This window comes from Yoonia sp. BS5-3 (assembly GCF_038069655.2).
GTDB lineage: Bacteria > Pseudomonadota > Alphaproteobacteria > Rhodobacterales > Rhodobacteraceae > Yoonia > Yoonia phaeophyticola.
On record NZ_CP150951.2, the window covers coordinates 894,539 to 920,918 of the forward strand.

A 26,380-nucleotide genomic window follows, 5' to 3' on the forward strand; every position below is an offset into this window, starting at 1 on the left:
CTGACCTGAAGGGTTAAGAAATGATGAAGCCACTGATGATCCTCGCCGCCATGAGTTTGGCCACACCTGTCGCTGCACAGCAAAGCTTTGCCGCGCCCGAAGGCTGCGAAGCCAGACTGACCGTTCAGCATCGGGGCTGCCTTTTGGTCAATGTCTGGAGCTGCGAGGCGGACAATCCCGGCGATCAGTGGCTTGCCGTGATTGGCCAGGGTGGTTTGTTCAGTGTCCAGCGTGTGGACGACGAGTTTCAGTGGGTTGAATCATTCAAGGTCACTGGCAATGAAGCCCTGCAGCTACCGGCCTCTGACCCGGCTTCGCTGACCGAGCTGTTCGATGCCCAGGTCGACACATGGGACTTTGTGATCGAAACCCCCGAGGGCGACGAGCGCCATGTCGGCTTTGACATGTTGACCGGCGAAACCACGACCATTGATGGCGAGCTGCTGCTGAACACCGAATATGCGGGCCGGACCTTGGATGCCGATGGCAATGAGTTGGACAACGGCAGCGGCCGCCAATTTGTCAGCGAAACCCATCGTCTGTTCTTTTTCGGCGAAAGCTGGGATGCTGCGACCCCTGATCAGATCACGGATATGTCCCCGGTTGAGTTTATCTATCCCGGCGAGGCTGGCTTTTTCTCGGACACGCCAAAGTTCGAATGCAACCAGATTGAGACGGGGTATCAGCCATGAGATATCTTGCCGCCCTTCTTTGCCTTGCCGGCCCCGCCACCGCGCAATCTGGCGCGCCTGTCTTTTCGGTGCCCGGTGGTTGTGACGTCTATCTGACCGTCCAAATCGAAAGCTGCTCGGTCTCGCATTATTTTACCTGCGAAGGTGATCCTGCGGGCCATCAGCGCAGCGTGCGTCTGGATGAACAAGGCCTGACTTACGTTGGCGAGATTGACGGCGAAACCCAGTGGATCAACAGCTTTCACGTTGTGACCGGCCACCGCGAGCGGCTGGAAAGCGAACCGGTTGAACCTGCCTCATTTTCTGAACTGCTTGAAAAAGGCATTGATGATTTCGATTTCCGCACATTGTCGGACGAAATCGGGGAAACACGCTATGTCGGGCAGGATACGCTGACCGGTCGTCAGATTACGATTGATGGCGTCACGCTGGATGAAACCACCTATGACATTACGGCCTATGACCCTGCGGGCAATGAGATCTGGTCGGCCCAAGGTAATGAGTTCATCAGCCGCGAATGGAACCGCTTCTTTCCCGGCACCGGTACGGTCACGACCTCTGGCGGGACAACCGCGCGTTCAGATCGCCCGGTCGAATTCATCTTCCCCGGCGAGCCCGGTTTTCTAAGCAGCCAGCCCAAGCATGGCTGCGGGATTGCGGTGTCGTGATCAAGGGTCGTTGCCTCTGTGGGGCCGTCACGGTGAAGGTCGCAAGTCAGCCGGCAGGCTGGGTTGGTGCATGCCATTGCCGCATGTGTCAGCGCTGGTCGGGCGCGCTTTTCATGTGCTTTCCCGCACCAGAAGCAGATGTAACTGTGGATGGCCCGGTGCGCATCTATGCCTCATCCGATTTTGCCGAGCGTGCCTTTTGCGCGACCTGCGGATCCCATCTGTGGATGCGTGACAAGAATACGCCTGGAACGAATTACGAATTGATGCCTGGACTGTTTGACGACGCAGCCGGGTGGTCACTGCGATCAGAAGTCTACGCAGATCAAGCCATGAAGGCAGTTGACCTGCGCGGGGATCACCCTTGCGCTACGGCTGCAGAATACGAAGCAAAACACCCGCATGTTGAGGGAGGATTATCATGACAACCTATGACGAAAACTGGGTCGCCGCCGAAGAAGCAAAACGTCAGTGGATGGCCGAGAATGGTCTGTACGCGCATGATGATGAGCATTCCTCATGCGGTGTTGGTCTTGTTGTTGCCATTGATGGCGCAGCTTCCCGCGATGTTGTGGAAAAAGGTATCAATGCCCTGAAAGCCATTTGGCACCGTGGTGCTGTCGATGCGGACGGCAAAACCGGCGATGGCGCCGGTATTCACGTGCAGATCCCCGTCCCGTTCTTTGAGGATCAAATCCGCCGTACCGGCCATGAGCCCACAACCGGCGAGCTGATTGCCGTGGGTCAGGTGTTCCTGCCCCGCACCGATTTTGGTGCCCAAGAACGCTGCCGGACGATTGTCGAATCCGAGGTGCTGCGCATGGGGCATTATATCTATGGCTGGCGCCACGTGCCTGTCAGTACGGATTGTCTGGGTGAAAAGGCCAACGCCACCCGTCCCGAGATTGAGCAAATCCTGATCCGCTGTGAAAAGGACATGGATGAGGAACAGTTCGAGCGCGAGCTGTACATCATCCGCCGCCGGATTGAAAAAGCCGCCACCGCTGCGGGCATCGGCGGCATGTATGTCTGTTCGCTATCCTGCCGTTCGATCATCTATAAAGGTATGATGCTGGCTGAACAGGTGGCTGAGTTCTATCCGGACCTGATGGATGAGCGTTTTGAGAGCGCTTTTGCCATCTATCACCAGCGCTATTCGACCAACACATTCCCGCAATGGTCCTTGGCCCAGCCGTTCCGCATGCTCGCCCATAACGGCGAGATCAACACGCTGAAAGGCAACGTCAATTGGATGCGCAGCCATGAAATCCGCATGGCCTCGGGCGCGTTTGGCGACAAGGCCGAGGATATCAAGCCGATCATTCCCGCTGGAGCATCGGATTCCAGTGCGCTGGATTCCGTGTTTGAGGTTCTGGTTCGCGCGGGCCGGAATGCGCCGATGGCCAAAACCATGATGGTCCCCGAAGCCTGGTCTAAGCAAGCCGTTGAAATGCCTGCCGCCTGGCAGAACATGTACAGCTATTGCAATGCTGTGATGGAGCCATGGGACGGCCCCGCCGCCCTTGCCATGACCGATGGCCGCTGGGTCTGCGGCGGTTTGGATCGGAACGGCCTGCGCCCCTTGCGCTATGTGGTCACCGGTGACGGTCTGCTGATTGCAGGCTCTGAGGTTGGCATGGTCCCGATCGATGAAGCGACTGTTGTTGAAAAGGGCGCACTTGGCCCCGGCCAGATGATCGCTGTCGACATGGTCGAAGGCAAATTGTTCCACGACACCGAACTGAAAGACCAATTGGCCGCCGCCCAGCCCTTTGGCGACTGGGTCGGCAAGGTTGTTGATCTGAATACGATGCTGAAAAGCGTGACCGAAGATGCCAAGTTCGACGGCGATGAACTGCGCAAGCGGCAGGTTGCGGCAGGCTATACGATTGAAGAACTGGAACAGGTTCTGGCCCCGATGGCCGAAGACGGTAAGGAAATGATCGCCTCGATGGGCGATGATACCCCCTCGGCCGTGCTGTCAAAAACCTATCGTCCGCTATCGCATTTCTTCCGTCAGAACTTTAGCCAGGTGACAAACCCGCCGATTGACAGCCTGCGTGAAAGCCGCGTGATGTCGCTCAAAACCCGGTTTGGGAACCTCAAGAACGTGCTGGATGAAGACAGCTCGCAAACTGAAATTCTGGTGCTGGACAGCCCCTTTGTGGGCAATGCCGCCTTTGACGCGATGGTTGCCCAGTTCGGCGAAAGCGTTGCGATCATCGATTGTACCTTTGCCCCGGGCCAAGGTGCGCTAAGCGCCGGTTTGGAACGTATCCGCGCCGAGGCCGAAGATGCCGTCCGTTCGGGTGCCGGTCACCTTGTTCTGACGGACGAAAACCAATCTGCGGATCAGGTCGCCATGCCCATGATCCTGGCCACATCGGCAGTGCATTCGGGGCTGACCAAGCAAGGTTTGCGTACTTTCTGTTCGATGAATGTCCGTTCAGCCGAATGCGTTGATCCGCATTACTTTGCCGTTCTGATCGGCTGCGGTGCCACCACGGTGAACGCTTACCTGGCGCAGGATTCCATCGCAGATCGCATTCGCCGCGGTCTGATCGAAGGCAGTTTGACGGAAGCCGTGCAGCGCTACCGCGCGGCTGTGGACGCGGGCCTGCTGAAAATCATGTCCAAGATGGGCATTTCGGTGCTGTCATCCTATCGCGGCGGTCTGAACTTTGAGGCTGTGGGCCTGTCCCGTGCGATGGTCGCCGAATATTTCCCCGGCATGCATTCACGCATTTCCGGCATCGGCGTCAGCGGCATCCAATCCAAGCTGGAAGAGGTTCATGCCAAAGGCTGGACCGGGGCATCTGACATTTTGCCAATTGGCGGCTTTTACAAGGCCCGCCGGTCGGGTGAAAAGCACGCTTGGGAAGCCCAGACCATGCATATGATGCAGGCAGCCTGCAACAAGGCCTCTTACGCATTGTGGCAGCAATATTCCAAGTCGATGCAATCAAACCCGCCAATCCATTTGCGTGACCTTTTGGCGATGAAGCCTTTGGGCAAGCCGGTTCCGATTGAAGAGGTGGAAAGCATTACCGCGATCCGCAAGCGCTTTGTCACGCCGGGCATGTCGCTTGGCGCGCTGTCGCCCGAGGCGCACCGCACCCTGTCTATCGCGATGAACCGCATTGGCGCGAAATCCGACAGTGGCGAAGGTGGCGAAAGCCCGGATGATTTCACACCGGAACCAAATGGTGACAACGCATCTGCGAAGATCAAGCAGGTCGCGTCGGGTCGTTTTGGCGTAACGGCGGAATATCTGCTGGCTTGCGAAGAGCTTGAGATCAAGGTCGCCCAGGGTGCCAAACCCGGTGAGGGTGGTCAGCTGCCCGGCATGAAGGTCACCGACCTGATTGCCAAGCTGCGCCATTCGACCAAGGGCGTGACGCTGATTTCGCCACCGCCGCACCACGATATCTATTCCATCGAGGATCTGGCCCAGCTGATCTATGACCTTAAGCAGATCAACCCGATCTGTAAGGTCACGGTGAAACTGGTCGCATCTTCCGGTGTTGGCACGATTGCCGCTGGTGTGGCCAAGGCCAAGGCGGATGTGATCCTTGTGTCCGGTCATAATGGCGGCACCGGTGCCTCGCCCGGGACGTCGATCAAATATGCCGGATTGCCATGGGAAATGGGTCTGACCGAGGCCCATCAGGTGCTTGCCATGAATAACCTGCGCGAGCGCGTGACGCTGCGCACTGATGGAGGTTTGCGGACAGGCCGCGATATTGTCATGGCCGCGATGTTGGGTGCCGAGGAATACGGTATCGGCACCGCCGCCCTGATTGCGATGGGCTGCATCATGGTCCGCCAGTGTCAGTCGAACACCTGCCCTGTGGGTGTCTGTACCCAAGACGAAGCCCTGCGCGACAAGTTCACCGGCAATGCCGATAAGGTCGTCAATCTGATCACCTTCTATGCCACCGAAGTCCGCGAGATTCTGGCCAGTATCGGTGCCCGCAGCCTGGATGAGGTGATTGGCCGCGCTGATCTGCTGACGCAGGTTTCGCGTGGGTCGGCCCATCTGGACGATCTGGATCTGAACCCGCTGCTGATTACCGTCGATGGCGCGCATAAGATCACCTATGATCGTGACCGCCCGCGCAATGCCGTGGATGACACGTTAGATGCGCAGATCGTGCAGGATGCCGCCCGCTTCCTGAATGATGGTGAGAAAATGCAGCTGGATTATGCTGTGCAAAACACACTGCGGACCATTGGAACGCGGACCTCTTCGCATATCGTGCAGCAATTTGGCATGCGCAATGCGTTGCAGCCTGATCACCTAACGGTCAAGCTGCGGGGCAGCGCGGGTCAATCGCTGGGTGCCTTTGCAGCGCCGGGTCTTAAGCTTGAGGTCTCGGGCGATGCCAATGACTATGTGGGCAAAGGTCTGTCGGGGGGCACAATTGTTGTGCGTCCACCGATGGTCAGCCCCCTGGTTGCCTCGGACAACACGATCATCGGGAACACGGTGCTTTACGGTGCGACTGACGGTTATCTTTTTGCCGCTGGCCGTGCGGGCGAACGCTTTGCTGTGCGCAATTCGGGCGCCACGGTTGTGATCGAGGGCTGCGGCACCAATGGTTGTGAATATATGACCGGCGGTGTCGCTGTGATCCTGGGTGAGATCGGGGCCAACTTTGGTGCCGGGATGACCGGCGGTATGGCCTATCTGTATGATCCAGACGGGCTAGCGCCCGAGCTGATGAATATGGAGACCCTTGTCGTCAATCCGGTGACCGTCGCCCATTGGCATGACCAGCTGAAGGGCCTGGTTGAGCGCCATGCCGCGGAAACAGGCAGTCGCAAGGCCGCCGACCTGTTGCAACATTGGGACATAGAGAAGGATAACTTCTTGCAAGTTTGCCCCAAGGAAATGCTGGTGCACCTGCCTCATCCGCTAAGTATCGAAGAAACGGCGATCCCCGCCGAGTAATAAAAACCCCGCCTTTTGGCGGGGTTTTCTTTTTGCATCAATGTATTGGGCGGCCGCACGCCCAAAGCCGCCCGATTTTCACGACAGGTTACACCCGGACCCGAAAGGGGAAAAATTGCGCGTTTGCGTATTCCCGCTTTGGGGAAAATACCGTGCTCTTTCCCTCTGAAAACATGGCGCGCTTGTTGTCATTTCCTTTCGTATTGGCGGCATCCCCGCCTTATGTGAAAGGACGACCAAATGAAAAAATTGGCAATTATCGTAGCATCGACCGCTCTTGCTGGTTTCGCAGGCGCATCCGCCCAAGCGCAAAGCACAGCATTCGAAAATCAGGATGCAGCCAGCGATGCTGTTGAAAACCTCGAAGAGCAAATCCGCGACGATCGTGACCGTGATCTTGAGCGGTTTGGCAATAGTGGACGTCGGATTGGATCTTATGGCTCGCTTTCGGCGCGGGCGACCAGCACCAACGATGACGAAGATGATGTCGTCGATCTGGGCATTGGCCTGCGGTTTGGCACATATGACGGCCTGAACGGCTATGACCTGTCGCTAAGCTACAACTATGGCGAAGCCGACGACGAAGAGACCCAGAACAACCTTCTGGCTGGTTTTGATTACCGCCGTGATTTGTCCAGCAACCTATTCGCCTTTGGTAAAGCAGACGTTACTTTTGACGGGCTGGCCGATGAAATTGGCGAATACGAATCTGACGTGTTTGTTGGGGCCGGTCTGGGTTACCGCATCTTCAATGATGCCGAGCGTCAGTGGTCTGTGCAGGCTGGTCCCGGTTACCGCGTGGCCCAGTTGGTTGACGAGGACGAGGTGCGCGAAGCCGCTGCCAGCCTGTCATCGAACTATTTCCAAAGCCTGAGCCAAACCAGCTACATCACCAATGACACTGATGTCATTGCATCAGAAGAAAGCGTTTTGGTGAATAACGAGCTGGCGCTAAGCGTGTCGATGACGGATGCGCTTGCTCTGCGCACCAGCCTGACCACGGCGTTTAACGACGCTACCGATGATGGTCTGGATGATGCCCGGAACACATTCGGCGTTTCTGTCGTGTATAACTTCCGTTAAGCACCGACTGATCCCAAAAAAGGGCGCGCCATCTGGTGCGCCCTTTGCCATTGGCGCATCAGTCCTCGCGCTTTCGCGCCGAAATCGGCGAAGCTTCTTGACGCTTTGACCCTCTCCATGGCTTATGGGGACGATGGCAGAGCGTAAGAAAACGGCAAAAAAACCGGCACGCAAACCGGCGGCCAAGAAACGGACCACAAAGAAAAAACGCCCGGGGCTATTGACCCGGATTTCGGTTTTTCTGCGCCGTTTGCTCTGGGGTGCCGTGTTTTCTGCGCTTGGTTTTGTGCTGATTGCGACCTTGATCTACGCCCTGATCGCCCCACCAACGACACCCTATATGTTCGGCGAAGGGCGGCGTTTGGGCGGCGTGACCCAAACCTGGGTCGATATGGAACAGATCGCCCCCGTCATGGCCCGCTCGGCGGTCGCGGCCGAGGATGCAAATTTCTGCCTGCATTGGGGCCTTGATGTAAACGCGATCCGTAATGCTGTGGAAAGCGGGCGCGGCGGGGCCTCGACCATTTCTCAGCAGGTCGTCAAGAATGTCTATCTGTGGCATGGCCGCAGTTGGCTGCGCAAAGCGATTGAGGCGCTCTGGACCCCGCTGACCGAAGCTGCGTGGAGCAAAAGACGCATCCTTGAGATTTATCTGAACGTCGCAGAGTTTGATGAAGGCGTCTTTGGCGTGCAGGCTGCTGCCCGTCACTATTTTGGTGTGGATGCAGCCGATCTGTCGGCAGTACAGGCCGCCCGCCTAGCCGCGATCCTACCTTCGCCCAAGAACCGCTCTGCCTCAAACCCTAGTCAATTCACCCGCAACCGCGCCCGCCAGATCATGAGCGGGGCTGCAACCATTGCAGCGGATGGGCGCGCGGATTGCTTTGAAACCTGACCTGCCCATTGATACAAACCGCCCGTTGCTGCATTGAAGTGTAAACCCTAGCCCAAGAGCCCGTGATGAACACGTTGTATCATTATCCGTTATCCCCGTTTTCCCGCAAAGTCCGCCTGTGTCTGGCCGAAAAGAAGATCGAGGTTGGGCTGGTCGAAGAACGTTATTGGGAAAAAGCCCCGGATTTTTTGCGGCGTAATCCTGCAGGCCAGGTGCCCGTGCTGAAAATGGGCAGCCGGACGATGTCTGACAGCGTCGCCATCTGTGAATATATCGACGAAACCCACCCCACCCCTGCGCTTTTGCCCAAAAACGCCGAGGCCCGCTGCGAGGCCCGCCGCTTGGTCGGTTGGTTTGATGATAAGTTCTATCATGAGGTCACCACGAAACTGACGGGCGAGCGTGTCTTTCGCAAAGTCATGGGCACCGGCTATCCCGATAGCACCAATGTCAAAGCGGGCGCCAAGGCGATCAAGTATCACCTTGATTACATGGCCTATCTTCTTGAAGACCGCCGTTGGCTTGCCGGCAATGATATGACCATGGCCGATTTTGCCGCAGCCGCGCAGCTGTCCTGTCTGGATTACACCAGCGATGTGGATTGGAACCGCCACGAATCCGTCAAGGATTGGTACGCCAAGATCAAATCGCGCCCGGCCTTCCGATCGATCCTTGCCGATGAAGTGCCCGGCTTTCAGCCTGCTGCGCATTATGCCGATCTTGATTTTTGATCTGACACTGCTGCCGGTCCGATGACCGACAAGCACGATCTGATCGCCTTCGCGACAGAGGCCGGATTTGCCAAGGTTGGGTTCTGCCGCCCTGATAGCGTGCCCGAAATCGCCGCGCGCCTGGCCGCCTTTGTGGATGCCGGGATGCATGGTCAGATGGCCTGGATGGCCGAGCGCATGCATTGGCGCGGCGATCCTGCAGCGCTGTGGCCTGCGGCGAAAACGGTTATCATGCTGGCCGAGCCTTACACCCCGACCCATGATCCAATGACGGTTCTTGGCCAACCCGACCGCGCCGCGATCAGCGTCTATGCCCAGGGGCGCGATTACCATGACATCGTCAAAAAACGCCTCAAACGGGTGGGCCGCTGGCTGATTGATCAGGTCCCAGGCGCCGAGATCAAAGTATTTGTCGATACCGCCCCTGTCATGGAAAAGCCGCTGGCCCAGGCCGCCGGGCTTGGATGGCAAGGCAAGCACACCAATCTGCTGGGTCGCGATTTAGGGTCTTGGTTCTTTCTCGGTGCCATTTTCACCACCGTTGATTTCCCCCCCGACGACGCCGAGATCAGCCATTGCGGGTCATGTACTGCCTGTTTGGATATATGCCCCACCGCCGCCTTTCCGGCGCCTTATCAACTCGATGCCCGCCGCTGCATTTCCTATTTGACCATCGAACATAAGGGCCCGGTGGATGAAACGCTGCGCGCCCGGATGGGCAATCGCATCTATGGCTGCGATGATTGTCTGGCCGTTTGCCCTTGGAACAAATTTGCCCAAGACGGCCGCGATGCCCGCTTTGCCGCCCGCGACGATCTGCAAGCCCCCCCATTGGCCGAACTTGCCGCGCTGGATGATCCCGGTTTTCGCAACCGCTTTTCAGGCTCGCCTATCAAGCGCATTGGCCGGGATCGCTTTGTGCGCAATGTGGCTTATGCCATTGGCAATTCGGGCGACCCCGCATTGCTGGGCGCAGTCTCACCTTTGGTTGATGATCCTGATACGGCAGTGGCAGACGCCGCGCGTTGGGCTATCTTGCGATTGCAGGAGGTAGCCCCATGATCCGAATTCTTGCCCTGATGATGTTTCCCGTCGCCGCATTTGCGCAGGTCGAACAAGGCCCACCCAATGCCGATTTCACGCCTGCTTTTCCCCAGCAGGTCCGCGCTCCGGCCTTGCCGGCGACCAATGTCAGCGTATCGGTCTTTGCCGATGATCTGGAAAACCCTTGGGGTATCGCGCCCTTGGGCAATGGCCAGTTTTTAGTGACCGAGCGTCCCGGCCGGTTACGTCTGATCAATGCGGATGGCACGGTCAGTACCCCTTTGCCGGGCTTGTCGGATATCGCCGATGAGGGCCAGGGCGGCTTATTGGATATTGCCGCCTCGCCCCGGTTCGCGCAGGACCGCATGATTTTCTGGACCTATGCCAAGCCAGTGCGCGGCGGTCTGGTGACCGCTGCAGCCCGCGGTGTTCTGAATGCCGATGGGCAGATCAGCGATGTTGCCGATATTTTTGTGCAGGATAACCCTGCCCGCAATGGCCGCCATTTTGGCAGTCGCATTATCCCGATGGCTGACGGCACGGTGTGGATCACAACAGGTGATCGCGGTGCGGGGGATGGCGGTACGCTGGTACAGGATGTTGAGACGACCCATGGTAAGGTTGTCCGCGTCAATGCCGATGGCTCTGCCCCTTCGGACAATCCATTTGTCGGGCGGGCGGGCAATGATCTGGTTTGGTCATTGGGCCATCGCAATATGCAAGGCGCGGCCATTGGCCCCGGCGGGCTTTGGACGATTGAGCATGGACCACGCGGCGGCGATGAGCTGAACCAACCCCAAGCCGGGCGTAATTACGGCTGGCCCGTTGTCAGCTATGGAATCAATTATCGCGGATCGGATGTGGGCGATGGGCTGGCCCGCGCCACAGGGTTTGAAGAGCCCGTCTATTACTGGGATCCTGTCATCGCCCCTGGTGGGATGATGTTTTACGATGGCCCCTATGCCGATTGGCAGGGTGATCTGTTGATTGCATCCTTGAACCCCGGCGCGCTGGTCCGCTTGAAACTAGAAGGTGGACGCGTTGTGGGTGAAGAGCGTTTGCTAACCGATATAGGCCGCGTCCGCGATGTTGAGGTTCTGGATGATGGATCCGTGCTGATCCTGACAGATTCCGGGCGCGGGCAGGTTCTGCGCATCACGCCCGGATAGGCCAGACTTAATTTGCGGGTGCTGCCTTGCGCGCTGCTGCGAAAGAAATCAGGCGGCGGCTTTTTTCATCCCAGAGGTCCAGACTGGCACATTTGAAGCTTTGCATGATGGTCATGCGGCTGATGTCGACCAGTTCGTTGTGATCGCGCAGCACCTCGGTCAGCCGGTAAAACGGAATGCGGCTATACAGGTGATGGACGTGATGAATGCCGATATTGGCTGTGAACCAGCGCAAGATCGGAGGCAGATCGTAGTGCGAGCTGCCGTAAAGTGCAGACTCATGCAATTGCCAATCCTCACGTTGGTCCCAATGGGTCGTTTCGAATTGGTGCTGGACGTAAAACAGCCAAACCCCGATCGATGCAGCGATCAAGGTGGTGGGCAAAAAGACCAAGAACAGGGCCTGTAACCCGCCAAAATAGACAATTGTACCCAGAATGGCGGCGATGGCCGCATTCGTGCCCATCGCACTGATCCAATATTCCCGCCCTTGTTTCATAAAGCCCAGCGGCAACCGGTTTTGCAAAATGAACAGATAGGTTGGCCCCAGCCCAAACATGACAAGCGGGTGCCGATATGCGCGGTAAAGCAGGCGTCCAAAGGCCGTGCGCTGGTGATATTCTTCGACCGTTAAGGTCATCACGTCACCAATGCCCCGATGATCAAGGTCACCCGCATGGCTGTGATGGATCGAATGGCTGCGCCGCCAAACATCGTAAGGGGTCAGCGTCACGACGCCTAGGGCCCGCCCGACCCAATCGCTGACATTGCGATTCCCAAAAAACGATCCATGACCGCAATCATGCTGGATGCAAAACAGGCGCAACAAAAACAGCCCGTTCAATGCCGAAATCAAGAAAGCGGCCAGATAGCTGTAATCAGCGACCCAACAGGCCAAAACCCATAAAACAACAAATGGAATCAGGCTAACCCCCAATTCAAAGCTGCTGCGAAGGCTGTTTGGTTCACGGTATTTCGCCAAGACCCGTACCCAATCGCGCGGCGTCATGTTTGTTCTCTCGGGGGATTTTTCCTGCATGAAACTCTTCTTATTCTGGTTTGGTATGAGATGCCTTAACGACATCCGGTAAACACCGAAAGAGGCTTCATTGTGTTAACCATGCGGCGTAGGCTGCCCAAAAAGAGGAAAACCTGCATGCAGCCGCTTCGTGGCATTCTGTTCAAGATCCTTTCGGTCTGCATGTTCATGGGCATGGCAAGTCTGATCAAAGCCGCATCGATTGAGGTGCCACCGGGCCAAGCCGTTTTTTTCCGGTCATTTTTTGCGCTTCCGATCATCTTTGGCTGGCTGGCGATGCGCGGCGATTTGCGCAATGGCTGGAAGACGCAGAAACCGATGGGTCATGTCTGGCGCGGCCTGGTCGGCACCTGTGCAATGGGGCTGGGATTTACCGGCCTTGGCTTACTGCCTTTGCCCGAAGTCACGGCCATCGGCTACGCCGCGCCGCTGCTGGTCGTCATCTTCGCGGCCATGTTTCTGAATGAAGAGGTGCGCGCCTTTCGTCTGTCCGCCGTGGCAATGGGTATGATCGGGGTCCTGATCGTTTTGTCCCCGCGCCTGTCGGTCGGGACAGGTTTGAACGTATCTGAGACATTGGGCGCCGTTGTTGTCCTCATGGGTGCCGTAATGGCTGCATTGGCGCAGGTCTTCGTGCGCAAGATGGTCGCGACTGAGACGACCGCCGCCATCGTCTTTTGGTTCACGATCACCTCAACAGTGATGTCGCTTTTCACGCTGCCCTGGGGCTGGGTTCTGCCCAGCTGGACCATGGCCGGACTGCTGATCATGGCAGGCTTGCTGGGCGGTCTGGGGCAAATTTTTCTGACCTCAAGCTATCGCTATGCAGATGCATCGCTGGTCGCCCCTTTTGATTACACCTCAATGATCCTGGCGTTGACGATTGGCTATTTCATCTTTGACGAAGCCCCATCGGCGACCATGTTATTTGGCGCCGGTATCGTCATTGCCGCAGGTGTTTTGATCATCTGGCGCGAACGGCGCCTGGGCCTGCAACGCGCCGAGCAGCGCAAGGCGACCGGGAATATTGGGGCCTAGTTAAAGCCCCTGCTCGGGTCGTTTGGCCGGTGTCAAACGCGCGCTCAGCGCGGCGAGTGTCCGCCGGATGCCCGGCGCAGATGGCGGCACTTGTAGGCCAAGTTGCGCATAGATTGGCCAAAGGTGGCGGGCATTGTCAGGCGACAGGCTGGGCGGCAAAAGCCGGGCCGCGCCACCTACCGGGTCAAGAAACCGTTTGGGAACCGAAAAAGGCAACGAGCCAGGCGGGCGCGCTGCGATCTTTTGGTTGATCCGCACCAATTGGCGGGGGTCAATGTCACGTTTGTCCACAGCAAGCTGATGATCGCGATAATAGCCCGCATCCCAATTGATCAAGAGCTGGGCGAATATGTCAGACGGCTCTGGCGCGGTGGGCAATGGGCGTGGCAGGTCAAGATAATGCCCCGGATCACTGCGATAAAACGCATGAACCGCGACGGCAAAATCGCATTGGGGCTGGTTAATCATCCAAGAGATCAGACCATCATGCTGCGGCCCTTTGCAACGCCGGATCGTATCCAGCCACAGCTCTTGCGGGGCGGATTTCAAAACGCGTTGCAATGCTGTTTCGGCCTTGGTTGGGGCGCGATGGGGGCTGGTGGCTTGGTTCATCGGCAGCTTAATTTGCCCATAGCAGGGCAAGAACTTTCCTTATCGGCGCGTGGATTGCTACCTAGGATTGTATATCGCGCGATGTGTCAAAATACTGTCGGGGCGACGAAAAATGATTCAACGGGCAATTTTTCCCTGAATCTGTTACAATTCCGCATCGGAAATGGAGGAGAAAATGGGCAAACATATTCTTGACCGACCGCAGATCGCATCACGCAATTGGCTGGGGCGGGCTGTTGCCATCGAACGGGCAGAACACCCGGACCCCACCAGCCTGAGCCTACAGCGCCGCAAACGCCATATCAGGCGATCCGCCCGATCACTGCACTACCTTCGCTTTGCGCGCAGGCAGGACGTCTAAGAAAAAAGGGGCCAGCGCTGGCCCCTTTATGCTGATTGCGACGGATTAACTGCGCACCAGCTTTTCGTATTCATCCGAGATGTCGCGGGTCATCGCGCCAACTTCGAAATTATAGTCCCCGATTTGACCGACCGGCGTCACCTCAGCGGCGGTGCCGGTCAGCCAGCATTGCTGGAAACCTTCCAGCTCTTCGGGCATGATCACGCGCTCATGCACTTTGATCTGGTGCTGTTCGAGCATGCCAATGACGGTTTGTCGGGTGATCCCGTTAAGGAACGCATCGGCAATAGGTGTATGCACTTCGCCATCTTTGACAAAGAAGATATTGGCGCCGGTCGCCTCGGCCACATATCCGCGATAATCAAACATCATCGCATCCGAACAACCTTTTGCCTCGGCTGCATGTTTGGACATGGTTGCAATCATATAAAGACCGGCGGCCTTGGCCTGCGAAGGGGCGGTTTCCGGGCTGGGGCGTTTCCATTTGGCGATGTCCAGCTTGGCGCCTTTCATCTTGGCGTCACCATAGTAATTGCCCCACTCCCAACAGGCGACCGCCATATGAACCGGGTTCTTGGCAGAGGCGACACCCATATCCTCGCCCGCGCCGCGCCAGGCAACAGCGCGCACATAGGCATCCGTCAGCCCGTTGGCGTCAAGCGCGGCCTGTTTGGCCGCTTCGATTTCATCAACCGTGTAAGGAATATCAAAATCGATCAGCTTGCCTGACGTGATCAGACGTTCGGAATGTTCGCGGGATTTGAAGATGTTACCGGAATAGCAACGCTCGCCCTCAAAAACGGACGAGGCGTAGTGCATCGCGTGGGTCAGGATGTGCACATTGGCGCTGCGCCAGTCGACCAGCTGGCCGTCCATCCAGATTGTCCCGTCTCTGTCGTCATAAGCGCCAGCCATATTCGCACTCCTAAATTTTGCATTTATTACGTAGGTAGGTCCGTTTCGGACATAATATTACGCAATTTCTGCAAATCGCTAACAGTTGATTCTTGGAATGTCAACAAAGCTGACGTATTGTGACCGGAAGAGTGAGGAGACAATCGATGAGCGACGGCTTGCAGCCACAAATGGGGCAAAGCCTGCTTTTTCTGACGGACGAACAGTTGCGCAAGGGGATTGAGGCGATGTTTTTCGCCTATCGCGGGTTCACGGCGGACCCCGATCGCATCCTGTCGCAAAAGGCTTATGGGCGGGCGCACCACCGCGCGATCCATTTTATCCATCGCAGTCCAGGCACAACGGTCAATAACCTTCTGTCTATCCTCGGGGTCACGAAACAATCGCTCAACCGCGTCTTGCGCACGTTGATCGAGGACGGTCTGGTGAAAAGCACCGTTGGCACGCGTGATAAACGCGAACGCCATTTGCACCTGACCGAAGAAGGTGCAGCGCTGGAACGCGCCTTGTCTGATGCCCAACGCGACAGGATGCGCGCCGCTTACCGCGCCGCCGGTCCTGCTGCAGTTGCCGGGTTCAGGCAAGTACTTGAAGCCATGATGGATGACGAGACCCGCCATCATTACGAGGCGATGAAGGATAAAGTTGAATGAATTCTGATGATGCACATTTGTTGATTGTTGACGATGACGAACGGATCCGCGGCCTTTTACAAAAATTCCTGATGCGATCTGGCTTTCTTGTCAGCACCGCCCGGGATGCGGCCCATGCAAGGCGGGTCCTTTCGGGGCTGGAATTTGATCTGATCGTGCTGGATGTGATGATGCCGGGCGAAGACGGTATGGCGCTTTGCCGGGATCTGCGCAAAACGATCACAACCCCGATCATGCTGCTGACCGCCAAAGGCGACACCGACGACCGGATCACCGGGCTTGAGGCTGGGGCCGATGATTATCTGGCCAAACCCTTTGAGCCCAAGGAACTGCTACTGCGGATCAACGCGATCCTGCGCCGCGTCCCGAATGCAGAACCCGCGGTCGTGCTGCCCAAAGTGCTGAACCTTGGCCCTGTGCGCTATGACATTGAGCGCGGCGAGATGTGGCAGGGCGATCAACTGGTCCGATTGACAGCCACCGAAAGCCAACTGATGCGCATCTTCTCAGGTTGCCCGGGCGAGGCTGTGACACGGGCACGTCTGGTCGAAGAGCTCAGCCGCTCTGGCGGGCAAACCCAGGAACGGGCTGTCGATGTACAAATCACCCGTCTGCGGCGCAAAATCGAGGCCGACCCAAAGCAGCCGCGCTATCTGCAAACAGTACGCGGCGCAGGATATATGCTGGCGCCTGAGTAAGCGGGTGCATCCGGCTGGGTGTTCACTTCAGACCGGTGAAAGACTGGTTTGAGCCCAGACACACCGATGCTGCACTCTGCATGAATGTCCGGTTCAACATAAAAGAATGGTGAACGTTGAAAAGCAACGAGTTCACAGACCTCTTTTGATGAAAGGATATTGCTTTGGGGGATTCAGCGCACGTTTTTGAGCGTAAAATCACTCACATTGCCTTGACGAAGATCAGCAGTTTTTGTCGGGCTCATCTCGAGCCGCGACCGTTTCAAAAACTGGTGTGTTTCAAACAATATGAGACCCCAAAGAACCGCAAAAATTGGTTCGGAGCCAAACAACGACATTAGTAGCTGCGGCCCCTTTACCAACCCAAAAAATGGCGAAACCATTGTGCCCGCGACAATGGACACACAAAACGTTATGTTAACCGCCCCTACACAAGCACGGGCGACGCCCAAAGCACCGGGACCACCCATCCAATTTCGGCACAGAAACAACCCACAAACAGTCATCAAACAGCCCAGCGAAACGATCCCAATGTCGCGCCACATAGGGCCGACTAGAGCGTCTCCCGCATGATTTACCAACGCGAACGTCAAGCCAGCCGACGCCGCGATGACTGCATAATAGGCGATCATGATTCCTTGCCGCGATTTATCAGAGCGATTGCTTTTGAATGATTGTGCTAACATCTGAATGTCCCCTGAATGATGTCGCGGCGCATTGGTTAACAGAAGGTTAACGGAATTTATCGGAATTCCGCGCGCAACGCAACAAAGCAGGAAAGGCAAGCCAGAAACTTGTATTATTTTAATATCACTCGCTCTTTGGCTTAGTGGCCTGATCCCGTTGCACGAGGCAAAACAGGATCTATACCAGCGCCATAAAATTACCTGAATTGAGTAGGAGTATTTTCGACGAAGAGGAAACGACATGATACTGAAGATTATTGGTGTAGCCTTCATTTTATGGGGCATCGCTGACCTAGTCGTTGGCCTGCAGGGCGGTGATATTTGGACTTACGTGAACTATAGGTTACCGGATACAATCTCAGAATATTCGCCCTACGTTGCGATGTTGATCGGTGCAGTGATCTTCGCCTTGAGCGGAGGCAGAAAAACACCACAGCGTTTCTAGTCAAATAGAGAGGTGTTGCGCGCAGCGGCTCTGGATCTCTAAATTGCTTACAAATCCGCGTCTAAGCAGCCATTAGGCGAAGCGGAAACGAAAGCTAACTCTGTCCCGCAGAGCAGTTAATTGAACCATTGCGACGCCGCCCCCCTTCAAAGCCAGCGCCAACCAACATGATTAAGGGCACCCGGTGCCGCCGATCCCGTCATGGCTGATCGCCTCGTCCTGCGTGCAGGTCGGCATGACAATGGGTGCGGCCAAGACGGGCGCGATCAGGGCCTCTTCTGAAAGACCATTTTCCTCTGTCGCCATCCGCGTCTCAGGCGGTATGCTGCATGCTCCCAGCAAGAACATCAGGCAAAACACATGTCTTTTCATCGGCTTTTGTCCTGCTGACTGTAGAAATACCCGCCCGCCCGAAACCTAGAACGCACCTGATCGGCTGGCAATGACCTGGCCGCTTTCTTCATCTCTGCCGCTCGGGCGCTGAGCTCTTTGAGCAGCGCCATTTGCGCCGTATCATGGATCGCCTTGAGCTGCTTAACCTGTTCATCGGTCAAGGCGGTGTAATCAACCGCGCGTTCAAAATGCGGTGGCGTTTGGCCCAGCACATTGTCGGTGGCCGCGTCAAAATGATCGCCCAGGTTTTCGGTCAGATAGGCCAGTTGATCTTCGGACCCTTGCAGTGGCTGATAAGACGCCTGCAACAGCCGCACATGCTGCGTCTCGGTGTCGACCGACACAGCGCCAACCGCCGCAAGCGCATCAAGCATCGTGCGCGGGTGGATGTCTTTGCGCACCATATGGGCAAGCGCTTCGAACGAAGGGGCATCCCCGTTTTTAGGCAGGTCTTGCCCGGCATATTCAGGTTCGGTCTGCCACAGGGCCAAGAGCCGGGCCAGGTGGTGCGTGCGCGGCTCAGGCGCTGGCAGCGCACGCAGCCGGGCGATGTCGCGCCGTTGCAATCCCGTCAAAACGGACAGTCGGCTATCCGTCGACTTTCCGTCGGACATCTGCCGAGCCGCGTCGACGTAATGCGCCTTAAGCCGTTCAGACAGCTCTGGGAATTGCACCCCTCTGGCCACCATCAGGCGGGCAAGTGGGGCCAGCAGTCTATCGAGCAAATCAATCATAATGTGCTTTTTGCACATTTTTGTTGACAGGTCCATCGATTTCAAAATATGTGCAAATTACACATTTATGGAGATCGCCATGCAATTCACACCAAAAACCTTGTTGATGCTTGGTCCGTTAGCCGTGGTTGCCGCCTGTTCGGCGCCCTCATACGGACCGCCGCCCGTGTCCGTCTTGGAGGAGTCCGCGATTAACGCACCGGTAGCTGCCCCTGAGGTTCTGGCCGCCCCCGTCCTTGTCGATTCGGCGCCTTCGGTCATCGAACGGCGTATCGTAAAGCCGGCACCGGCACCGACCCCACAAGTCAGTGCAGGTGTGCTGACTGCAGGGGACATCGATGACACGCTGAACCTCGCCCGATTCCTGCGCTATCAAGATGAAGCATCTGAAACGCTTGGGTGGCGCGCGGCTGCCTTGGACGCGCCGATAATGGCCCAATTGCGCGGTCCCTCAGGCGCACCCGCACCCGGCGTGCGGTTCACCCTGCGCAAGCCCGGCGAAGCTGACCCTTTCTATGATGGCTATTCCGGTGTCGACGGGCGGATCACTGTCTTTCCTCGCGCCTTGGGTGCGGGACGCCCACGCCAAATCGAATTGCACGCCTTCCCTGAGGCAGGTGGCCCCGCGGTAGCAGCCCAACTGCAAACAGGTACGGGCCGTCAAGTCGTTACACTGCCCAGCGAAAACGCGTGGTCCCCTGATTTCATGGATCTCGTCTTTGTTATCGATGCAACAGGCAGCATGGGCGATGAGCTAAAGTGGCTGTCCGAGGAGATCGGTCAAATCTCACGTGCAGCCCGGACGGCGGCGCCGGGCGTCGATATCCGCTATGGGCTGGTTGTGTACAGATCGCCAGGTGATCCCCAGCCGGTTCGCAACTACGGATTTACCAACAACATAAACCAATTCACAAGCTGGGTCGCTGCACAGAATGCCTGGGGCGGTGCTGGTGGGCCAGAGATGGTCGCCCATGCGCTGGATGAGGCAGTGCAACTGAACTGGCGGCGCGGAAAGGGCGAGCGGTTACTGTTTCAGATCGGGGATGAGCCACCGCGCGCGTGGCATGCAGGGCGATACTATAGTGCCGCCGAGACGGCAGCGGCGAATGGCATTCAGGTCTTCGGCCTGGCCGCCAGCGGCACCGAGGCCAGCCTGGAATATCTGATGCGCCAAGGCTCCGTGATGACCGGCGGGCGCTATCTGTTCCTGACCGATGACAGCGGCGTCGGGCTGTCCCATGCCGAGCCGACGATCTCGTGCTATCAGGTGACCCGCCTCAATGATCTGATGATCCGGGTGTTGAGGTCCGAGCTAAGCGGTCGCCGGGTTGAGGCCCCCGCTGCGGATGTGATCCGCGAAGTCGGCAGCTATCAGGGCGGTATCTGCCGCGACTAAGCGCCCAATACGGTTGTGCTTGATCCGGAAATTGGGTCACATACCCCCATGACAACCGCATTGATTTCGCATGATGATTGCCTGGGCCACGTCACCCCGCCCGGCCACCCCGAACAAGTGGCGCGCCTGGATGCTGTTCTGGGCGCGCTTGAAGGAATGGAGCTGCACCGCGTCAAAGCGCCCATGGCCGCTGAAGACGATCTGTTGCGCGCCCATCCCAAAGCGCATATCGACGCCATCAAGGCCGCCGCCCCGGATGAAGGCTGGCGTTCGCTGGATGCCGATACGCATATGTCCGTGGGCAGTCTGCAAGCGGCCTATCGCGCGGCGGGCGGGGCTGTGCGGGCCGTCGATCTGGTGATGGGGGGCGAGGCACAAAATGCCTTTGCCGCCGTTCGCCCCCCCGGCCACCATGCAGAGCGCGAGACGGCGATGGGCTTTTGCTTGTTCGGCAGCATTGCGATTGCGGCCAAATATGCGCTGGATCACCACGGGCTGGCCCGGGTGGCCATCGTTGATTTTGATGTCCATCATGGCAACGGCACGCAGGACCTGGTCGAAGATGACGCGCGTATTCTGTTTTGTTCCACCCACCAATCGCCGCTTTATCCCGGCACCGGTGCGGCCCATGAAACGGGTGTTGGCAATGTGCTGAATGTGCCTCTGCCCGGCGGGACAGGCTCAAAGGGCTTCCGTGACGCTTATGAGCAGGTCGTCCTGCCGCGCGTTGATGCGTTTTCTCCTGAAATACTGCTGATTTCGGCTGGATTTGATGCACATCGCGATGATCCATTGGCGGGCATGGAACTGACAACCGAAGATTTCGCCTGGGTGACGGGCAAGCTTTGCGATCTGGCGGATCGCCATTGCAAAGGCCGGGTGGTATCGGCTCTCGAAGGGGGTTATGACTTGCCCGCGCTGGGCGCATCCGCTGCCGCCCATGTGAAGATTTTGGAGGAAAGAGGCCGATGAGCGACGTGGATCAGATGAGCTTTGAAGACGCGATCAAAGAGCTGGAAACGGTTGTTGGCCAGCTGGAACGAGGCGATGTGGCCTTGGACGAAAGCATCGCGCTGTATGAGCGCGGCGCGGCTTTAAAAGCACGCTGCGAAACCAAGCTGAAAGAAGCCGAAGAAAAAGTCGCCAAGATCACCCTAGGCGAAGGCGGAGAGCCGAAGGGGACGGCGCCGCTGGATGGCTGACCTGCAAGCTGCGTTAGCCGATGCGCGCGACATCGTCGCAAATGTCATCGATGCCCAACCCAGCTTTGGCCCCGCACCGCTCGATGATGCAATGCGCTACGCGCTTGAAGGCGGCAAGGGACTGCGGGCGTTTCTGGTTCTCGAAGGTGCCGGACTGCACGGGCCCGAACACCGACTAAGAGCAGGTCATGCTGCGGCGGCGATTGAGTGCATTCATGCCTATTCGCTGATCCATGATGACTTACCTTGTATGGATGATGATGACCTGCGGCGCGGGCGACCGACGGTCCATAAAAAATGGGACGAAGCTACCGCAGTACTGGCCGGGGATGCTCTGCAAACTGCGGCATTCGGGTTGATCGCGGGCGCTGCACTTCGCGATGATGTGACTGTACGGCTTATGGAGAGCCTTTCGATTGCGGCCGGGTATATGGTGTCGGGGCAAATGCTGGACATGATGGCAGAGCGGTCAGAAACACCACTTTCACTTGCCGAGGCCGAAAGCTTGCAATGGCAAAAAACCGGCGCATTGTTGCATTGGTCAGCCGTAGCAGGCGCTTTGCACACAGATGCGACAACCAAGCATCTTGATGCATATGGTCGCGCGATAGGCCGCGCCTTCCAAATTGCCGATGACATTCTGGATGTGGAGGGTGATGCCGACACTGTCGGCAAAGCTGTTCGTAAGGATGCCAATGCCGGCAAGGCCACATTCGTCTCTCTCCTCGGTCTCGATGGGGCGAAACGCCGCGCCAATGAACTGGTACAAGAGGCCTGCGATGCGTTATCCCCTTACGGCGATGACGCCGAGACGTTGAAAGAAGCCGCCCGATTTGTGATCGCGCGGACGCATTAGGAAGGGTCTGCCATGTCTGACCAACCCATCACCCCAATCCTTGACCGGGTACACACACCTGACGACATGAAAGCCATGTCCGATGCGGAATTGTGCCAACTGGCCAATGAACTGCGCGCCGAGACGATCTCAGCCGTGTCTGAGACCGGTGGGCATTTGGGCGCGGGCCTTGGTGTGGTGGAAATGACAGTCGCCCTGCATGCGGTCTTTGACGCGCCCAAGGACAAGATCATCTGGGATGTGTCCCACCAATGCTACCCCCATAAAATCCTGACCGGGCGGCGCGACCGGATCCGTACTTTGCGCACCGAAGGCGGGCTTAGCGGCTTCACCAAACGCTCTGAAAGCCCCTATGACCCCTTTGGCGCTGCGCATTCCAGCACCTCGATTTCTGCCGCCTTGGGCTTTGCTGTCGCCCGCGATCTAGGCGGCGAAGGGGGCGATGCGATTGCGATTATCGGCGACGGCGCCATGTCGGCGGGCATGGCCTATGAGGCGATGAACAACGCAGGCCATCTGGGTAAGCGGTTGATTGTGATCCTGAACGACAATGAAATGTCGATCGCGCCACCCACCGGGGCGATGTCATCCTACCTGTCGCGGCTTTATGCAGGCGAGCCGTTCCAGGAACTGAAAGCCGCCGCTAAAGGGGCCGTGTCCCTGCTGCCCGAACCCTTCCGCGAAGGGGCGCGGCGGGCCAAGGATATGGTCAAACATATGACCGTTGGCGGAACGCTGTTCGAAGAACTCGGGTTCTCCTATCTCGGCCCGATCGACGGGCACGACATGGAACAACTGCTCTCAGTCCTGCGGACCGTGAAAGAGCGCGCAACAGGGCCGATCCTGATCCATGCGATCACCAAAAAGGGGAAAGGCTACGCCCCGGCAGAGGCCGCGTCAGACAAGGGCCATGCCACCGCGAAATTTGACGTCCTGACAGGCAAGCAAAAGAAAGCGCCCAGCAATGCGCCCTCTTACACCTCTGTTTTTGCAGAGACTTTGGTCAATCTGGCGGCGGATGACCCCAAAATTTGCGCAATCACGGCGGCGATGCCGGATGGGACGGGCCTGAACAAATTCATGGAGCGTTACGCCAGCCGCTGCTTTGACGTGGGCATCGCCGAACAGCACGCAGTGACATTCAGCGCGGGGCTTGCGGCGGGCGGAATGCGCCCGTTCTGCGCGCTCTATTCAACCTTCCTGCAACGCGGCTACGATCAGGTTGTGCATGATGTGGCGATCCAACGGTTACCGGTGCGTTTCGCGATTGATCGGGCGGGACTCGTGGGGGCCGATGGGGCAACCCATGCAGGGTCATTTGACGTGGCCTATCTGGCCAATCTGCCCGGATTTGTGGTGATGGCCGCCGCCGATGAGGCCGAACTGGTACGCATGGTGGCGACGGCTGCCGCCCACGACGAAGGCCCAATTGCCTTCCGCTTCCCGCGCGGCGAAGGTGTGGGGGTTGAAATGCCGGAAAACCCCGCACTTCTGGAAATCGGCAAAGGCCGGATGATCCGCGAGGGGTCACAAGTCGCCATCCTATCTTTCGGAACACGCCTGCAAGAAGCCGAAAAAGCCTGCGAGGCATTGACCGCCAAAGGGATCACCCCCAGCCTGGCCGATGCGCGCTTTGCCAAACCACTCGACCGGGACCTGATCCTGAAACTGGCGGCCACCCATGATGCGTTGATCACGGTTGAGGAAGGCGCGGTCGGGGGCTTTGGGTCGCATGTTGGTCAGTTGTTGGCCGAAGAAGGGGTCTTTGATCAGGGTCTGAAATACCGATCCATGGTGCTACCGGACATCTTCATCGACCAGGCCAGCCCGTCTGCGATGTATGATGTGGCAGGGATGAACGCGGCGCATATCGAAGCAAAAGTGCTGGATGTGCTGAGTGTGGCGACGCTGGAGAAGCGCGCATAGGGTTGAGTGCCTGCAATGCGCCCGCTTTGCCAATTTTCTGTGCTGCAGCTAAAGTCTGCTTATCTAATGTCCACGCAACAATTGTGCCTAACGTACCAGCCATGCAACAAGGTCAGGGATTGACGTCGCGAGAAATGCTGCTGTCAGAGGAGGGTTTGTAGGTGAATAGAGCTCTCAGATACTTCGCTTTCACAGTATTTTGGGCCTCCCCAATAGCGGCCGCTGAAATTGACAGCATCGTCTTAGACTTGACAGCAGATGGATATCTGCGCCTTCAGGATGGAACGGTTATAGTTCCATGGGGCCTGAACATACCGAAAACTGCTTCACTAGAGGAGTTGTTGGTGGGCAAATGGATCAGGTGCCGCACGATCAAAACCATGGAAACTTCGGTCTTGGCAGACTGTCTCATTGCGCCATCTGAACGACAGCCTGACACTGCAAATGAGTACTTAGATATGTTTACGTGGTTGCCACGCATGATGGATGTGACAACAACATGCGACCATCTTGAACTTTATGCCAACCACAGCATTTGGGTACGAGGCATCGGACAGCTCGAATTTGGATGCCGATCTGGTGCCCCATTGCGTGGTGTGGCCCTACGATAACGAAATTAAAGACGTTATGGGCTGCTGTTTAGAAAGGACCGCTTGTTGAATGTTCGCCTAACCGGACATTGGCTCAGCTGCAGCGAAAGCACACTTTGTCCCGCAAACCGGACCTCAACGGTTCTTCCCAGCCCCGTCCAACCGCGCCTCAATCGCGTTCAGTTTGCGCATAACCTCGTCGCGATAGGCGTCTGTTGCAGCGTTCTCTTCGGCTGCATGGGCATCCTGCATTGAGTTCACGATCAAACCCACCAACAAGTTCACTACTGCAAATGTGGTGACCATAATAAAGGGCACAAAGAAGATCCAAGCCTGCGGATAAATCTCCATCACGGGACGAACGATGCCCATGGACCAGCTTTCAAGCGTCATGATCTGAAACAGTGAATAGCCGGATTTACCTAATGTGCCGAACCATTCGGGGAAGCTTTCACCAAACAGCTTGGTCGCCATCACAGCGCCGATATAGAATACGATCCCCATCAACAAAAAGACCGAACCCATGCCAGGCAACGCAGTGACAAACCCTTCGACCACGCGGCGCAGGGACGGCACGACCGACACAACACGCAGCACACGCAAAATGCGCAGCGCCCGCAAGACAGACATTCCATCACTACCTGGCACCAGCGACACGCCAACGATGACAAAATCAAATATGTTCCAACCGCGCCGGAAAAACTGCAGACCTTGTGCGAACATCTTGGCCAACAGTTCGACCACGAAAATCGCAAGGCAGATCTTGTCCAGCATTTCGATCAGTCCGCCGACACGGGCCATAACGCTTTGGGATGTCTCTAGGCCCAATATGACAGCGTTGAAGATAATCACGCCAACCACAAAATTCTGCACGAACTGGGTTTCAAGAATTGCAGCGGTTTTCTGGCGAAGCGTCATAATTTGAACCTTGTTTCGATAATTTGCAGATATGAAATGTTTCGACGAAACAGGCAAGTAGCCAGTCCAACACCGCATCTCTTCAGCAGGAAATAGGTCACAAGGCAGAACGCAAGACTTTGGATTGTGCGTCAGTCGCTGCCGAGTGCTTTCGCCCAAAGAACGGGCTGCTGTGTATAGCTTATGTACAGCGGATGTTTGGGATGGCCGTGTTTGCTAAGCCCCAGACAATGCAGCGTTTTGCCCGTTTCGCGCAACACCTGTTCGGTCATCGGCCCCCGGCCAAGATGCGCGCCATGTGTACCCCAAGCGGCAATAATCACATCTGCCCAAAGCGCGCCTTCTTGCAAAACACGGTCATTATCAGGGCCGATCGGGTCTTTGGCTTTGCGCATCTTATGCGGATCGGTTTCCCGCCAGGCAAAAATATTGGTGACCTGCATCGCCCCGAAGCCCAGCGCCCGGGCGCGCCTTTCGCAGCGTTCGACCGTGGGGTCGTTCTGCACCTCGGTCGCTTTGGACGGGTTCAGCATGACGTACAGCAGCCGCTTACCCGTTTGATCCCATGACCGGCTAAGCGCGTAGCGATAGCGTTCGCAATCGGAATAGATCGCGGTTGAGGGCGCATCGCCCTTGATATGGGTTCGCGTGATCATGATAAACGGCGCGATAAGGCGAAACC

Annotated in this window: 27 protein-coding genes; 19 read left to right on the forward strand and 8 right to left on the reverse strand. The window is 57.2% G+C overall.

All coding sequences use genetic code 11. From position 1 onward, the window contains the following. The first annotated feature begins 20 nt into the window (after nucleotides 1-20). The 9 genes from AABB29_RS04585 (at nucleotide 21) to AABB29_RS04625 (ending at nucleotide 11,236) form a co-directional block, all read left to right on the forward strand. Entirely contained in the window at nucleotides 21-692 is a 672-nt protein-coding gene (locus tag AABB29_RS04585) for a hypothetical protein (RefSeq protein WP_341368067.1), read from the forward strand. After that, complete coding sequence (locus AABB29_RS04590; protein WP_341368066.1) at nucleotides 689-1,360, forward strand: hypothetical protein; 672 nt, start codon at nucleotides 689-691, stop codon at nucleotides 1,358-1,360. Before AABB29_RS04585 ends, AABB29_RS04590 begins: the two co-directional genes overlap by 4 nt. A 32-nt stretch (nucleotides 1,361-1,392) precedes the next feature. Then, nucleotides 1,393-1,785 (forward strand): GFA family protein, encoded by a 393-nt coding sequence (locus AABB29_RS04595; RefSeq protein ID WP_373636798.1) that lies wholly within the window; start codon nucleotides 1,393-1,395, stop codon nucleotides 1,783-1,785. Then, nucleotides 1,782-6,314, forward strand: coding sequence for a glutamate synthase large subunit (gltB, locus tag AABB29_RS04600; RefSeq protein WP_341368064.1), 4,533 nt, complete (start codon nucleotides 1,782-1,784; stop codon nucleotides 6,312-6,314). Before AABB29_RS04595 ends, gltB begins: the two co-directional genes overlap by 4 nt. 240 nt (nucleotides 6,315-6,554) lie before the next feature. Then, nucleotides 6,555-7,397, forward strand: a complete 843-nt coding sequence (locus AABB29_RS04605) for a DUF481 domain-containing protein (protein ID WP_341368063.1) — start codon at nucleotides 6,555-6,557, stop codon at nucleotides 7,395-7,397. Nucleotides 7,398-7,530: 133 nt separating this feature from the next. Beyond that, nucleotides 7,531-8,292 (forward strand): monofunctional biosynthetic peptidoglycan transglycosylase, encoded by a 762-nt coding sequence (gene mtgA / locus AABB29_RS04610; protein WP_341368062.1) that lies wholly within the window; start codon nucleotides 7,531-7,533, stop codon nucleotides 8,290-8,292. Between the two features lie 65 nt (nucleotides 8,293-8,357). Then, nucleotides 8,358-9,023 carry a glutathione S-transferase family protein gene (locus tag AABB29_RS04615; RefSeq protein WP_341368061.1) on the forward strand — a complete coding sequence of 222 codons (666 nt, stop codon included), beginning with the start codon at nucleotides 8,358-8,360 and terminating at the stop codon, nucleotides 9,021-9,023. 21 nt (nucleotides 9,024-9,044) lie between these two features. Beyond that, entirely contained in the window at nucleotides 9,045-10,085 is a 1,041-nt protein-coding gene (gene queG / locus AABB29_RS04620) for a tRNA epoxyqueuosine(34) reductase QueG (protein ID WP_373636799.1), read from the forward strand. Beyond that, nucleotides 10,082-11,236: a PQQ-dependent sugar dehydrogenase gene (locus AABB29_RS04625; RefSeq protein ID WP_341368060.1), complete on the forward strand. Its 1,155-nt coding sequence runs from the start codon at nucleotides 10,082-10,084 to the stop codon at nucleotides 11,234-11,236. Before queG ends, AABB29_RS04625 begins: the two co-directional genes overlap by 4 nt. Nucleotides 11,237-11,243: 7 nt before the next feature. On the opposite strand, the gene AABB29_RS04630 is transcribed toward AABB29_RS04625, so the two are convergent. Beyond that, complete coding sequence (locus tag AABB29_RS04630) at nucleotides 11,244-12,275, reverse strand: fatty acid desaturase (protein ID WP_341368059.1); 1,032 nt, start codon at nucleotides 12,273-12,275, stop codon at nucleotides 11,244-11,246. A 117-nt stretch (nucleotides 12,276-12,392) separates the two neighbouring features. Between AABB29_RS04630 and AABB29_RS04635 the strand changes: the two genes are divergently transcribed. Beyond that, nucleotides 12,393-13,313, forward strand: a complete 921-nt coding sequence (locus AABB29_RS04635) for a DMT family transporter (RefSeq protein WP_341368058.1) — start codon at nucleotides 12,393-12,395, stop codon at nucleotides 13,311-13,313. Here AABB29_RS04635 and AABB29_RS04640 read toward each other — a convergent pair whose 3' ends face one another. Next, the gene (locus tag AABB29_RS04640) at nucleotides 13,314-13,955 is read right to left on the reverse strand and encodes a hypothetical protein (RefSeq protein ID WP_341368057.1); all 642 of its coding nucleotides are present in this window, start codon (nucleotides 13,953-13,955) and stop codon (nucleotides 13,314-13,316) included. A 145-nt stretch (nucleotides 13,956-14,100) separates the two neighbouring features. Here AABB29_RS04640 and AABB29_RS04645 point away from each other — a divergent pair, with 145 nt between their 5' ends. After that, the gene (locus AABB29_RS04645) at nucleotides 14,101-14,286 is read left to right on the forward strand and encodes a hypothetical protein (RefSeq protein WP_341368056.1); all 186 of its coding nucleotides are present in this window, start codon (nucleotides 14,101-14,103) and stop codon (nucleotides 14,284-14,286) included. 45 nt (nucleotides 14,287-14,331) lie between these two features. Here the strand turns inward: AABB29_RS04645 and AABB29_RS04650 are convergent, their stop codons facing one another. Next, the gene (locus AABB29_RS04650) at nucleotides 14,332-15,201 is read right to left on the reverse strand and encodes a branched-chain amino acid aminotransferase (protein WP_341368055.1); all 870 of its coding nucleotides are present in this window, start codon (nucleotides 15,199-15,201) and stop codon (nucleotides 14,332-14,334) included. A 146-nt stretch (nucleotides 15,202-15,347) separates the two neighbouring features. Between AABB29_RS04650 and AABB29_RS04655 the strand changes: the two genes are divergently transcribed. Next, on the forward strand, nucleotides 15,348-15,854 hold the full coding sequence (locus AABB29_RS04655; RefSeq protein WP_341368054.1) for a MarR family transcriptional regulator: 507 nt from the start codon (nucleotides 15,348-15,350) through the stop codon (nucleotides 15,852-15,854). Then, nucleotides 15,851-16,552 (forward strand): response regulator, encoded by a 702-nt coding sequence (locus AABB29_RS04660; RefSeq protein WP_341368053.1) that lies wholly within the window; start codon nucleotides 15,851-15,853, stop codon nucleotides 16,550-16,552. The genes AABB29_RS04655 and AABB29_RS04660 overlap by 4 nt, the downstream gene beginning before the upstream one ends. A 173-nt stretch (nucleotides 16,553-16,725) precedes the next feature. On the opposite strand, the gene AABB29_RS04665 is transcribed toward AABB29_RS04660, so the two are convergent. Beyond that, nucleotides 16,726-17,184 (reverse strand): hypothetical protein, encoded by a 459-nt coding sequence (locus AABB29_RS04665; RefSeq protein WP_373636800.1) that lies wholly within the window; start codon nucleotides 17,182-17,184, stop codon nucleotides 16,726-16,728. A 295-nt stretch (nucleotides 17,185-17,479) separates the two neighbouring features. Between AABB29_RS04665 and AABB29_RS04670 the strand changes: the two genes are divergently transcribed. Next, entirely contained in the window at nucleotides 17,480-17,683 is a 204-nt protein-coding gene (locus AABB29_RS04670) for a hypothetical protein (RefSeq protein ID WP_341368051.1), read from the forward strand. Between the two features lie 171 nt (nucleotides 17,684-17,854). Here AABB29_RS04670 and AABB29_RS04675 read toward each other — a convergent pair whose 3' ends face one another. Together AABB29_RS04675 and AABB29_RS04680 are read right to left on the reverse strand one after the other, a co-directional pair. Then, complete coding sequence (locus AABB29_RS04675) at nucleotides 17,855-18,055, reverse strand: hypothetical protein (protein ID WP_341368050.1); 201 nt, start codon at nucleotides 18,053-18,055, stop codon at nucleotides 17,855-17,857. Next, a complete protein-coding gene (locus AABB29_RS04680; RefSeq protein WP_341368049.1) occupies nucleotides 18,052-18,810 on the reverse strand; it encodes a DUF6502 family protein in 759 nt (252 codons plus the stop codon). The genes AABB29_RS04675 and AABB29_RS04680 overlap by 4 nt, the downstream gene beginning before the upstream one ends. Nucleotides 18,811-18,889: 79 nt before the next feature. On the opposite strand from AABB29_RS04680, the gene AABB29_RS04685 reads away from it, so the two are divergent. The 5 genes from AABB29_RS04685 to dxs are packed head-to-tail and all read left to right on the forward strand — an operon-like array spanning nucleotide 18,890 to nucleotide 24,190. Beyond that, nucleotides 18,890-20,206, forward strand: coding sequence for a vWA domain-containing protein (locus AABB29_RS04685; protein ID WP_341368048.1), 1,317 nt, complete (start codon nucleotides 18,890-18,892; stop codon nucleotides 20,204-20,206). 48 nt (nucleotides 20,207-20,254) lie between these two features. Continuing rightward, a complete protein-coding gene (locus AABB29_RS04690; RefSeq protein ID WP_341368047.1) occupies nucleotides 20,255-21,178 on the forward strand; it encodes a histone deacetylase family protein in 924 nt (307 codons plus the stop codon). After that, nucleotides 21,175-21,408: an exodeoxyribonuclease VII small subunit gene (locus AABB29_RS04695; RefSeq protein ID WP_341368046.1), complete on the forward strand. Its 234-nt coding sequence runs from the start codon at nucleotides 21,175-21,177 to the stop codon at nucleotides 21,406-21,408. Before AABB29_RS04690 ends, AABB29_RS04695 begins: the two co-directional genes overlap by 4 nt. After that, nucleotides 21,401-22,264: a polyprenyl synthetase family protein gene (locus tag AABB29_RS04700; protein WP_341368045.1), complete on the forward strand. Its 864-nt coding sequence runs from the start codon at nucleotides 21,401-21,403 to the stop codon at nucleotides 22,262-22,264. The genes AABB29_RS04695 and AABB29_RS04700 overlap by 8 nt, the downstream gene beginning before the upstream one ends. Before the next feature lie 12 nt (nucleotides 22,265-22,276). Beyond that, nucleotides 22,277-24,190, forward strand: a complete 1,914-nt coding sequence (gene dxs / locus AABB29_RS04705) for a 1-deoxy-D-xylulose-5-phosphate synthase (RefSeq protein ID WP_341368044.1) — start codon at nucleotides 22,277-22,279, stop codon at nucleotides 24,188-24,190. Nucleotides 24,191-24,915: 725 nt separating this feature from the next. On the opposite strand, the gene AABB29_RS04710 is transcribed toward dxs, so the two are convergent. After that, on the reverse strand, nucleotides 24,916-25,698 hold the full coding sequence (locus AABB29_RS04710) for an ion transporter (protein ID WP_341368043.1): 783 nt from the start codon (nucleotides 25,696-25,698) through the stop codon (nucleotides 24,916-24,918). Between the two features lie 131 nt (nucleotides 25,699-25,829). Beyond that, a complete protein-coding gene (locus tag AABB29_RS04715; protein ID WP_341368042.1) occupies nucleotides 25,830-26,354 on the reverse strand; it encodes a DUF1643 domain-containing protein in 525 nt (174 codons plus the stop codon). Nucleotides 26,355-26,380: the final 26 nt, after the last annotated feature.

What these genes read in the sequence shown, in the direction of transcription:
- AABB29_RS04660 (WP_341368053.1), top strand. Translation starts at nt 15,851, where the DNA reads ATGAATTCTGATGATGCACATTTGTTGATTGTTGACGATGACGAACGG.
- AABB29_RS04615 (WP_341368061.1), top strand. Translation starts at nt 8,358, where the DNA reads ATGAACACGTTGTATCATTATCCGTTATCCCCGTTTTCCCGCAAAGTC.
- AABB29_RS04675 (WP_341368050.1), bottom strand. Translation starts at nt 18,055, where the DNA reads ATGAAAAGACATGTGTTTTGCCTGATGTTCTTGCTGGGAGCATGCAGC.
- AABB29_RS04645 (WP_341368056.1), top strand. Translation starts at nt 14,101, where the DNA reads ATGGGCAAACATATTCTTGACCGACCGCAGATCGCATCACGCAATTGG.
- AABB29_RS04650 (WP_341368055.1), bottom strand. Translation starts at nt 15,201, where the DNA reads ATGGCTGGCGCTTATGACGACAGAGACGGGACAATCTGGATGGACGGC.
- AABB29_RS04695 (WP_341368046.1), top strand. Translation starts at nt 21,175, where the DNA reads ATGAGCGACGTGGATCAGATGAGCTTTGAAGACGCGATCAAAGAGCTG.
- AABB29_RS04670 (WP_341368051.1), top strand. Translation starts at nt 17,480, where the DNA reads ATGATACTGAAGATTATTGGTGTAGCCTTCATTTTATGGGGCATCGCT.
- AABB29_RS04710 (WP_341368043.1), bottom strand. Translation starts at nt 25,698, where the DNA reads ATGACGCTTCGCCAGAAAACCGCTGCAATTCTTGAAACCCAGTTCGTG.
- AABB29_RS04635 (WP_341368058.1), top strand. Translation starts at nt 12,393, where the DNA reads ATGCAGCCGCTTCGTGGCATTCTGTTCAAGATCCTTTCGGTCTGCATG.
- AABB29_RS04690 (WP_341368047.1), top strand. Translation starts at nt 20,255, where the DNA reads ATGACAACCGCATTGATTTCGCATGATGATTGCCTGGGCCACGTCACC.
- AABB29_RS04605 (WP_341368063.1), top strand. Translation starts at nt 6,555, where the DNA reads ATGAAAAAATTGGCAATTATCGTAGCATCGACCGCTCTTGCTGGTTTC.
- AABB29_RS04700 (WP_341368045.1), top strand. Translation starts at nt 21,401, where the DNA reads ATGGCTGACCTGCAAGCTGCGTTAGCCGATGCGCGCGACATCGTCGCA.
- mtgA (WP_341368062.1), top strand. Translation starts at nt 7,531, where the DNA reads ATGGCAGAGCGTAAGAAAACGGCAAAAAAACCGGCACGCAAACCGGCG.
- AABB29_RS04680 (WP_341368049.1), bottom strand. Translation starts at nt 18,810, where the DNA reads ATGATTGATTTGCTCGATAGACTGCTGGCCCCACTTGCCCGCCTGATG.
- AABB29_RS04715 (WP_341368042.1), bottom strand. Translation starts at nt 26,354, where the DNA reads ATGATCACGCGAACCCATATCAAGGGCGATGCGCCCTCAACCGCGATC.
- AABB29_RS04665 (WP_373636800.1), bottom strand. Translation starts at nt 17,184, where the DNA reads ATGATCGCCTATTATGCAGTCATCGCGGCGTCGGCTGGCTTGACGTTC.
- gltB (WP_341368064.1), top strand. Translation starts at nt 1,782, where the DNA reads ATGACAACCTATGACGAAAACTGGGTCGCCGCCGAAGAAGCAAAACGT.
- AABB29_RS04590 (WP_341368066.1), top strand. Translation starts at nt 689, where the DNA reads ATGAGATATCTTGCCGCCCTTCTTTGCCTTGCCGGCCCCGCCACCGCG.
- AABB29_RS04685 (WP_341368048.1), top strand. Translation starts at nt 18,890, where the DNA reads ATGCAATTCACACCAAAAACCTTGTTGATGCTTGGTCCGTTAGCCGTG.
- AABB29_RS04585 (WP_341368067.1), top strand. Translation starts at nt 21, where the DNA reads ATGATGAAGCCACTGATGATCCTCGCCGCCATGAGTTTGGCCACACCT.
- dxs (WP_341368044.1), top strand. Translation starts at nt 22,277, where the DNA reads ATGTCTGACCAACCCATCACCCCAATCCTTGACCGGGTACACACACCT.
- AABB29_RS04630 (WP_341368059.1), bottom strand. Translation starts at nt 12,275, where the DNA reads ATGCAGGAAAAATCCCCCGAGAGAACAAACATGACGCCGCGCGATTGG.
- queG (WP_373636799.1), top strand. Translation starts at nt 9,045, where the DNA reads ATGACCGACAAGCACGATCTGATCGCCTTCGCGACAGAGGCCGGATTT.
- AABB29_RS04655 (WP_341368054.1), top strand. Translation starts at nt 15,348, where the DNA reads ATGAGCGACGGCTTGCAGCCACAAATGGGGCAAAGCCTGCTTTTTCTG.
- AABB29_RS04625 (WP_341368060.1), top strand. Translation starts at nt 10,082, where the DNA reads ATGATCCGAATTCTTGCCCTGATGATGTTTCCCGTCGCCGCATTTGCG.